9 protein-coding genes are annotated in these 8,151 nt (G+C 51.9%); 5 read left to right on the top strand and 4 right to left on the bottom strand.

Translation table 11 applies throughout. The features are described from left to right. The 4 genes from yidC to rpmH all read right to left on the bottom strand — a co-directional run. A partial coding sequence (gene yidC / locus Q0362_RS02505) for a membrane protein insertase YidC (RefSeq protein ID WP_298119422.1) occupies positions 1–515 on the bottom strand: 515 nt, incomplete at its 3' end. 7 nt (positions 516–522) lie between these two features. Beyond that, the gene (yidD, locus tag Q0362_RS02500; RefSeq protein WP_298119424.1) at positions 523–786 is read right to left on the bottom strand and encodes a membrane protein insertion efficiency factor YidD; all 264 of its coding nucleotides are present in this window, start codon (positions 784–786) and stop codon (positions 523–525) included. 41 nt (positions 787–827) lie between these two features. Beyond that, positions 828–1,160: a ribonuclease P protein component gene (rnpA, locus tag Q0362_RS02495; protein WP_298119420.1), complete on the bottom strand. Its 333-nt coding sequence runs from the start codon at positions 1,158–1,160 to the stop codon at positions 828–830. An 8-nt stretch (positions 1,161–1,168) separates the two neighbouring features. Next, complete coding sequence (gene rpmH, locus Q0362_RS02490) at positions 1,169–1,306, bottom strand: 50S ribosomal protein L34 (RefSeq protein ID WP_022881903.1); 138 nt, start codon at positions 1,304–1,306, stop codon at positions 1,169–1,171. A 328-nt stretch (positions 1,307–1,634) separates the two neighbouring features. Here rpmH and dnaA point away from each other — a divergent pair, with 328 nt between their 5' ends. The 5 genes from dnaA to Q0362_RS02465 form a co-directional block, all read left to right on the top strand. Continuing rightward, positions 1,635–3,050 carry a chromosomal replication initiator protein DnaA gene (gene dnaA / locus Q0362_RS02485; RefSeq protein ID WP_298119416.1) on the top strand — a complete coding sequence of 472 codons (1,416 nt, stop codon included), beginning with the start codon at positions 1,635–1,637 and terminating at the stop codon, positions 3,048–3,050. 344 nt (positions 3,051–3,394) lie between these two features. Next, positions 3,395–4,537 (top strand): DNA polymerase III subunit beta, encoded by a 1,143-nt coding sequence (dnaN, locus tag Q0362_RS02480; RefSeq protein ID WP_298119414.1) that lies wholly within the window; start codon positions 3,395–3,397, stop codon positions 4,535–4,537. 20 nt (positions 4,538–4,557) lie between these two features. Continuing rightward, complete coding sequence (recF, locus tag Q0362_RS02475; protein ID WP_298119412.1) at positions 4,558–5,685, top strand: DNA replication/repair protein RecF; 1,128 nt, start codon at positions 4,558–4,560, stop codon at positions 5,683–5,685. Continuing rightward, positions 5,678–6,223 carry a DUF721 domain-containing protein gene (locus tag Q0362_RS02470; protein ID WP_298119410.1) on the top strand — a complete coding sequence of 182 codons (546 nt, stop codon included), beginning with the start codon at positions 5,678–5,680 and terminating at the stop codon, positions 6,221–6,223. The genes recF and Q0362_RS02470 overlap by 8 nt, the downstream gene beginning before the upstream one ends. 123 nt (positions 6,224–6,346) lie before the next feature. Continuing rightward, a partial coding sequence (locus tag Q0362_RS02465) for a DNA topoisomerase subunit B (RefSeq protein ID WP_298119408.1) occupies positions 6,347–8,151 on the top strand: 1,805 nt, incomplete at its 3' end.

The following is an 8,151-nucleotide window of genomic DNA, read 5'->3' as shown; positions in this document are numbered from 1 at the left end:
GCGTTCATTGCGCTCACAAAGGTGGAGTGCAGGGGAGCGATTCCGAAGAGTTCAGCAGAACCAAACTGCTTGGCCAGCTCAGAGTTCAGTGGACCAACGCCAGCCTTGGAGTTCTGTGCTTCGTTCAATACCGAGAACAAACCAAAGAAGATGGGCATCTGCAGAAGCAGTGGAAGGCAAGAGCTCAGTGGGTTGCTGCCGGTGCGGCGGTAGAGCTCCATCGTCTCGCGAGACATTGCTTCGCGGGAGAACTGGTCTTTCTTACCCTTGTACTTGTCCTGAATCTTCTTGAGTTCAGGAGCAATCTCGAGCATCTTGCGCTGACTCTTGATCTGCTTGACAAAAACAGGAATCAGGGCGGCACGAACAACAACAACAAGACCAACAATGGCTAGAACCCAGGTAGCACCTGCAGCAGGGTCCATGCCCATGCTGGTAAACAGCCAGTGGAAGAAGACAAGGATGAGCTCAATAGCCCACTTAATGGGCCACAGAATTGTGCCGATAATGTCCATACGAGCGCTATGCCCTTCCTTCATTCATCACAACGAAACCTAGTGTTGTGACTCTAAAAAACTTGTGCCTCGCAGGCGGTACGTCATCGACGCCACCGAGTGCCCACGGGTTGCACCTCCCTAGCCTACGCAGTGTTAGGGCAGAACCCACAATGAGGCCTCGTTGTTGAAGTGCTTGAAGTCCATAATGTGAGCACGTTGGGTAGTACCTACACACATCTCCATAGAGCGGAGAGATCAGTTTTCGGTATACCAAAGCCAATGAAATCATGATGTTTCTTGGCAATAGGAAGAGAAACCACAAGACATTCTTCATGCTGAGATGTTCAACTTCTCAAGTGTTCTCAGAACATCGGTATGTAAGTCATCCCAGCTTGCTAACGCAGCAGCAGGCAGTGCTCTAATAACAATGTCAGCACTTCGGGAGTCACGCACTTCCCAGGCAACAGCTCTCAGTTGGCGTCGAACCCGATTACGGGTCGGTGCATTACCGAGTGCTTTCGAGGTGACAATCCCGAAACGAGAAAGACCTCGGTCACTCGGCAGTGCATAAGCAACAACCAAAGACGAGGTCTGTTTCGTTCCGCGACGAGTAATTCGGCGGAAGTCCGTTGGCAAAGCCAATCGGTGTGCCCGATCGAGCACGGCCGATACTAAGCGGAGAGTTCGGTGCGGCCCTTACGGCGGCGTGCTGCCAGGATGGCGCGGCCGGCGCGGGTACGCATGCGAAGGCGGAAACCGTGCACCTTGGCGCGACGGCGGTTGTTTGGCTGGAACGTTCTCTTGCTCATAAGTCAATCTCCATGAAGGCTGATGTCGCGCGCCCACGAGAGCGCGGCGCAAAACATTGGGATGCGCAATGGCATCAACCGATTAAATCTAAGGCTTTCTAGCGCTCCCGTCAAACCAGAGCACACACCAACCCAAGATTATGAGTGTTGAGGGCGGTATCTTTTCGTAACGACACGCACGAATCTGAAAACTCGAGTTGCCTTCATCCACAGGTTTTCGATACGGTCAGAAGAAGTTATCCCCAGCTTTTCACGCTTGAGACCAAAGGTCCACGTGAAACATCGAAAATACGGTGGATAAGTACGTGAACAACCAGAGGGGATAACCATGACTGACAAAATCATGCGCGGTACGTGGAACTCCATCCTTGAAGCACTTGCTTCAGATCCTGGTGTTACTCCCCCGTTGTACGGATTTGCCTCACTCATTGAGCCCAAGGGCATCATGGCAGGAACTTTTTATCTCGAGGTTCCTAACGATTTCACCCGCAGCATGGTCGAGCAGCGTTTGCGTGGACCTCTTCTTTCCGCGATCGGAAGCTTGGGAGAGCTCAGCGAAGTTTCCACTTTCGCCATTGTTGTAAACCCTGATTTAGTAGCTCTCGATACTCCCGCTCCTGTTGCCATAGTTGAAGAAGTCAAGGAAGACCGCAACCCGGTCACTGCTCCGACCATCATGGCTACCGAAAGCGAATTGGAATCTCGTCTCAATCCCCGTTACAACTTCGACAGTTTTGTTATTGGTGGATCAAACCGGTTCGCTCACGCCGCTGCTGTTGCAGTTGCCGAGGCTCCCGCCAAGGCCTACAACCCTTTGTTTATCTATGGTGAATCCGGTTTGGGTAAAACCCACCTACTGCACGCCATTGGTCACTACGCACAGAGCTTGTACCCCACAATTCGTGTTCGTTATGTCAGTAGCGAAGAGTTCACCAACGACTTCATCAACTCGATTGCAAATAACCGTGGTGCTGCATTCCAGTCCCGTTACCGCAACATCGACATTCTTCTCATCGATGACATTCAGTTCTTGCAAGGTAAAGCTGAGACCCAGGAAGCTTTCTTCCACACTTTCAACACATTGCACGATCACAACAAACAAGTTGTCATCACCAGCGATGTTCAGCCTAAGCACCTCACTGGTTTTGAAGACCGTATGCGCACCCGCTTCGAATGGGGTCTCATTACAGACGTTCAGACTCCCGACCTAGAGACGCGTATTGCCATCCTTCGTAAGAAGGCAGAACGCGAAAAGCTCAGTGTTCCTGACGACATCATGGAATTCATTGCCACCAAGGTCACCAGTAACATCCGTGAGCTTGAAGGAACACTTATCCGTGTTACCGCTTTTGCCAACTTGAATAAGCAGGCAGTTGATCTTCCCCTCGTACAAACGGTTCTCAAGGACCTCATCACGCTTGATGAGGACGACATCATTGCTCCTATCGACATCATTAACAACACGGCTGACTACTTCCGCCTAGGTATTGATGAGTTGACGGGTACTTCTCGTGCACAAGCAATTGCAACAGCACGCCAAATCGCGATGTATCTGTGCCGTGAAATGACTAATCTTTCACTTCCCAAAATTGGGCAGCTTTTCGGCGGCCGTGACCACACAACTGTGATGCACGCATGCAAGAAGATCGCTGAATTGATGAAAGAACGACGTTCTATCTACAACCAGGTAACAGAACTCACCACCAGAATTAAGCAACGTAGCTCTTACGCACGCAATAACTAAGGTTTTACCCCTGTGGATAACCCTGTGAATATGTGGGGAAATCGCCGGAGCTGTCTGTGTATGAAAAATAATTTTGTGTGAATAACAAGAAATTAGCTCTCGAGCAGCGAATGAACTTGTGAGTGCTCACACACAGGCCAAACACAACTTACGCCGATGTAGTTTCGAGCACTGGGGCTGAAAACTCTGAGTTATACACAGTATCCACAGACGTTAAGAAGATTAAAGAGTTAATTAATTAAACAATCCCGTTCCATAACCTTCTACTTCGGGGCTTATTTGACGGTAAAAAACCGCGATAGCATGAGAGACCCAGGTTTGGGGATCTACGGAAAGGCACCACGGTGAAGTTTCAAGTAAACAGAGATGTGCTCAGCGAAGCAGTTTCTTTTGCCGTCAAAATGCTCCCAGCACGAACCACTTTGCCGATTCTTTCGGGTGTGCTGATTGAAGCGACCGCAGAAGGTCTCGTCTTTTCTTCGTTTGATTACGAAGTATCAACTCAGACCAAGGTCGCAGCAACTGTAGAGACCCCTGGTCGAGTACTTGTTTCAGGCCGCCTCTTGGCAGAAATTGCTAACCGCCTGCCTAACGCACCAGTTACTTTCGAAAGTGTTGAATCGCGCATTCAAGTCAGCTGTGGATCGGCTAACTTCACTCTTCTTTCCATGCCTGTAGAGGAATACCCCACCATTCCTCAGGTTGAAGGCGAAACTGGAGTTCTTCCTGCTGAAGAATTCTCAGCTGCAGTAGCTCAGGTTGCAGTAGCCGCATCTCGTGACGATGTCACTCCCGTCATTACCGGTGTTCAGCTTGAAATCACCGGAAATTCTTTGAGCTTGGTAGCAACTGACCGTTACCGTGTTGCTATCCGCGACATTCCTTGGGAATCAACCGGAACTGTTGCAGATATGACTGCACTGGTTCCTGCTCGTACTATCCAAGAAATTGGAAAGACCTTCGGTCACAGTGGAAACATCTCCATTTCAATCACCAACAAGGACGACCGTGAGTTGATTGCATTTACTGCAGACAACAAAACAGTTACTTCCTTGTTGATCAAGGGAAACTTCCCACCCGTGAAGCGTCTGTTCCCTGAAAAGGTAGAAAACTACGCGGTTATCAACACTGCTGATCTGATTGAAGCAACTCGACGCGTAAAGCTTGTTGTTGAACGTGAAGCAGCACTGCGCTTCACTTTCGCAAACAATGGTCTGACTCTTGAAGCAATTGGCGGGGAACAAGCTCAGGCTTCGGAAACCATCGATGCGGTTATTTCTGGCCCAGATGTTGTTGTGTCACTCAAGCCCGACTTCCTGCTTGATGGTCTGGGTGCGGTGCACTCTGAATTCACTCGAATTGGCTTTACCTCGGTAGAGAACCCAGCAAAGCCAGGTCCTGTCTTGATTACAAGCCAGACATCGAAGGACACTCCTTCAGAAGATGCATACCGCTACCTTCTGCAGCCCAACCTTCTTCTTCGCTAACTTAAGTGAACTTCTGAGCGATGCACGTTAGCTCACTCAGTCTTCGCGACTTTAGAAATTACGCCACGGCAGATATTGAACCTGGCTTAGGTTCTGTTGTTTTAGTTGGCTCTAATGGCCAAGGTAAAACAAATATCGTCGAAGCAATTAACTTTTTGGCGACTCTGGGCTCTCACCGAACAAGTATTGACTCTGCGTTAATCCGTCAGGGATCAGATGCGGCCATTGTGCGAGTAAACCTCGCACATGACGGCCGCACGATCCTGCTCGAAGCTCAGTTGAACCGAAACGGTGCAAATAAAGCCCAGGTCAACCACGCGAATGCCAAGCTCCGGGACTTCCCCCGATATATCTCGACCGTGATTTTTGCTCCAGAAGACCTAATGTTGGTCCGGGGTGAGCCATCTGGCCGCCGAAAGTTTATGGATGACCTCATAATTCAGCGAACACCTCGCCTTGCCGGGGTGGTTTCTGACTATGACCGCGTGCTCAAACAGCGCAATACCTTGCTGAAAACGGCGCGAGTCAAAGATATTGATGCGGGAAACCTGGGAACTCTCGATATTTGGGATGAGCGACTCGTTGCGCTTGGCACAGAGATCACATCTGAGCGCCGCCGACTCCTTGCTGATTTATCCGGGCCACTTGGCGAAGCATACGAAGCAATAGCTGGGTCAGATCATGCCGTGAGTATTGATCTCAAACCATCTATTGATGCTCCCGAATCCGCCGCGGCCTATGCCGAAAAGTTCAAAAACCTGCTTGAGACAGGACGTGTTCAGGAAATTGAGCGCGGAATGACACTTGTTGGGCCTCACCGGGATGATGTCGAGTTCGGTTTGAACAATCTTCCCGCAAAGGGTTATGCCAGTCACGGTGAAACCTGGTCCTATGCGCTTTCACTCAAGCTTTCAGCAGCGCGGCTGCTTCGCAGCGAATCAGTACTGGGTGATCCAATCTTGATTTTGGACGACGTTTTTGCAGAATTGGACTCGGCTCGGCGCGAGCGCCTCGCTGAAGCCGTGGCAGATTTCGAACAAACCTTCATTACTGCTGCGGTTGCCGAAGATGTTCCCCCACAATTGATGACCCAAGTGTTTCACGTGAAAAAGGGAACCATTAGTCACGAAATCCCAGCTCATGAGTGAAATTAACTCGAATGGGCCTGACGCCGCTGACGCGGCGGGGCCCGAAGAAACAGAATCTCTGGCGCTGTATTCGCGCTTGAAGTCCAAGGCCACCGGAACACCCCGCGTGAAACTCTCCCGCGATGCCCGTGCGCGTAAACGCAACGCAGAAGAGCATGCCAGCGAAATGCCCTTCTCCCCCGGCCGTGACCCAAAAGGCCTCGATGATGTGCTCGATAACCTCTCCCAACAGCTCGGCTGGAAGGCCCCGTTGGCCAAATCTGATCTCTTGGCAGATTGGGCAGAAATCGTCGGCCCGGACATCGCCGCGAGGACAACTCCACTCGGAATTGATGATGCAACATTGACCGTGGCGTGTGAGTCCACGGCCTGGGCAACACAGCTTCGGTTGATGCGCACCGAGGTGCTGACAAAAGTTCTCCAATCACACCCAGAATCAGGCGTCACCGCAATCCGCTTTCAGGGGCCCAACGCCCCAAGCTGGAAACGTGGCCCCAAATCAATTCCAGGGCGTGGTCCTCGCGATACTTACGGCTAGAAATAGGTTTCTGGTCAAGCGCTAAATAAAAACGCGCCTACGGCCCGTTTCTCCCGGTTTTCCCAGCCCCCAAAAGGTAGAATGAGGGGTCACGTTAAGTGCGTAAGGGAGCCACCGAAACATATGTCAACTGAATCTGAACAGCAAGCCGCAGAAGCCGATTACGGCGCAAGTAATATTCAGGTTCTTGAAGGCCTTGAAGCGGTTCGTAAGCGTCCCGGTATGTACATCGGATCGACCGGTCCCCGTGGTCTTCACCACCTGGTCTATGAGATCGTCGACAACTCTGTTGATGAGGCGCTCGCCGGTCACTGTGATGACATCAAAGTCTTCATGCGCAAAGACGGCAGCATCCGCGTCATTGACAACGGTCGCGGTATCCCCGTCGACATTCACCCCACCGAGGGTAAGTCGACCGTTGAAGTTGTATTGACCGTTCTCCACGCCGGTGGAAAGTTCGGCGGCGGCGGATACGCCGTCTCCGGTGGTCTGCACGGTGTGGGTAGCTCGGTAGTAAACGCACTGTCTTCTCACCTCGAAGTTGAGGTCAAGCGTCAAGGCTTCTCCTACACCCAGAGCTTCAACATTGGTGTTCCCGAAGCGCCACTGGCAAAGGGTGCAGCAACCACAGACTCTGGAACAACCATTACCTTCTGGCCAGACGCTGACATTTTCGAAACCGTCGAGTTCGACTACGAAACCCTCCGTGCTCGCTTCCAGCAGATGACCTTCCTCAACAAGGGTCTGCGCATCACCTTGATCGATGAGAACCAGATCGATGACGAGGGCAACCCCCTCACCGTTTCGTACATGTTCGAAAACGGTCTGATGGACTACGTCGAGTACCTCAACCGCATCAAGAAGAACGAAATCGTTCACGACGAGATCATTCACTTCGAGTTGGAAGATCCCGACAAGAAGATCTCGTGTGAAATCGCGATGCAGTGGACCACCGCTTACAGCGAGAGCGTCCACACCTACGCGAACACCATCAACACCCACGAGGGTGGAACCCACGAAGAAGGCTTCCGTGCCGCAATGACCACGTTGGTCAACAAGTACGCACGTGAAAAGGGCATTCTCAAGGAGAAGGACGAAAACCTCTCCGGTGATGACGTCCGTGAAGGTCTCACTGCAGTTGTCTCCATCAAGCTGGGTGAACCTCAGTTCGAAGGTCAGACCAAGACCAAGCTCGGTAACACTGAAGCGAAGGCTTTCGTTCAGCGCATTACCGGTGACTTCCTCGGTGACTGGTTCGAGCGCAACCCCAACCAGGCCAAGGACATTATCCGTAAGGCACTCCAGGCAGCAACCGCTCGCATGGCAGCTCGCAAGGCGCGCGAAACCGCACGCCGCAAGGGCTTGCTTGAGGGTGGCGGAATGCCCGGAAAGCTGAAGGACTGCGCAAGCAAGGATCCTTCGCTTTCTGAAATCTTCATGGTGGAGGGTGACTCCGCTGGTGGTTCTGCTGTTCAGGGTCGTAACCCTGACACCCAGGCGATTCTTCCTCTGCGAGGCAAGATCCTCAACGTGGAGAAGGCACGCCTCGACAAGGCTCTCGCCAACAATGAAGTCCAGGCCATGATTACTGCCTTCGGTGCAGGCGTGGGCGAAGACTTCAACCCCGAAAAGGCCAGGTATCACAAGATTGTGCTCATGGCCGATGCGGATGTTGACGGCCAGCACATCACCACCTTGTTGCTGACTCTGCTCTTCCGTTACATGAAGCCACTGATTGAGCTCGGTTATGTTTACCTCGCTCAACCACCGCTGTATCGACTGAAGTGGTCGAACGCTGATCACGAGTACGTGTACTCGGACGAACAGCGCGATCGCCAGCTTGAAGCTGGCCTCGCAGCTGGTCGCAAGATTCCTAAGGACAACGGAATCCAGCGCTACAAGGGTCTCGGTGAGATGGACTACCGCGA

This window comes from uncultured Aurantimicrobium sp. (assembly GCF_936931525.1).
Lineage (GTDB): Bacteria > Actinomycetota > Actinomycetes > Actinomycetales > Microbacteriaceae > Aurantimicrobium.
Note: the sequence above shows the minus strand (reverse complement) of the source record. Positions and strands in the feature narration are given on the sequence as shown.

Bases quoted from the DNA above. Each gene is read 5' to 3' on its own strand.
- recF (WP_298119412.1), top strand. From the start codon at position 4,558: ATGCACGTTAGCTCACTCAGTCTTCGCGACTTTAGAAATTACGCCACG.
- rpmH (WP_022881903.1), bottom strand. From the start codon at position 1,306: ATGAGCAAGAGAACGTTCCAGCCAAACAACCGCCGTCGCGCCAAGGTG.
- dnaA (WP_298119416.1), top strand. From the start codon at position 1,635: ATGACTGACAAAATCATGCGCGGTACGTGGAACTCCATCCTTGAAGCA.
- yidD (WP_298119424.1), bottom strand. From the start codon at position 786: ATGATTTCATTGGCTTTGGTATACCGAAAACTGATCTCTCCGCTCTAT.
- Q0362_RS02470 (WP_298119410.1), top strand. From the start codon at position 5,678: ATGAGTGAAATTAACTCGAATGGGCCTGACGCCGCTGACGCGGCGGGG.